The organism is Spirulina sp. CCY15215 (genome assembly GCF_016888125.1).
Classification (GTDB): domain Bacteria; phylum Cyanobacteriota; class Cyanobacteriia; order Cyanobacteriales; family Spirulinaceae; genus CCY15215.
In genome coordinates this window covers 1-784 of the sequence record NZ_JACSWA010000105.1, presented here as the reverse complement: position 1 = coordinate 784, position 784 = coordinate 1, and the positions used below count along the sequence as shown (strand labels likewise).

At 49.0% G+C, this 784-nt stretch carries 1 protein-coding gene; it reads left to right on the top strand.

The window, feature by feature from the left end:
* Positions 1-114 precede the first annotated feature (114 nt).
* A partial coding sequence (locus tag JUI58_RS00480; protein ID WP_204101792.1) for a filamentous hemagglutinin N-terminal domain-containing protein occupies positions 115-784 on the top strand: 670 nt, incomplete at its 3' end.

Genomic DNA, 784 nt, shown 5'->3' with positions numbered 1-784 from the left:
AAGAGTTAATTGTGTTAATTATAAAGAAATATTTAAGAACAAGAAAAAGACTAAAAACTATTGACTATTGAATTCTCAGGGATTACACTGAGAAAAACCTACCAGTCTCCCATCGTGAAAAAACTCAAACTGCCAAAACTCCTGTATCTCCTGCTCCTAACCGGGTTAATCGCAGCAAGACCCCCCACCGCCCAGGCGCAAACATCCATAACCGCAGCCCCCGACGGCACCGGGACAATAATCAACTACAACGGCAACACCTACCATATCAACGGCGGCACCCAAGCCGGAGCCAACCTCTTCCACTCCTTCCAAGAATTCGGCTTAAACCCCCAAGAAATCGCCAATTTCCTCTCAAACCCCAACATCCTCAACGTCGTGGGAAGAGTCACGGGAGGAAACCCCAGCATTATTCAAGGACTGATTCAACTCACCGGAGGCAACTCAAACCTATTCCTGATGAACCCCTCGGGATGGGTCTTCACTCAAGGGGCAAGTTTGGACGTACCCGGTAGTTTTGGAGCCACCACCGCCACCAGAATCGGCTTTGGCAATAACTACTTCAACGCCTACGGAGACAACAACTACAGCACCTTAATCGGTAGCCCGACAAGTTTAATCTTTGACCAGAATAACCCCAGTTGGATCGTCAACGAAGCCGATCTAGCGGTACCCACTGGAGAAAGCCTCTGGATGGTAGGAGGGGGAATCATCTCAACAGGAACCGTAGCCACCGAAAACGGTAACATCACCCTCGCCGCTATTCCAGGTAAAAGTCAAGTTC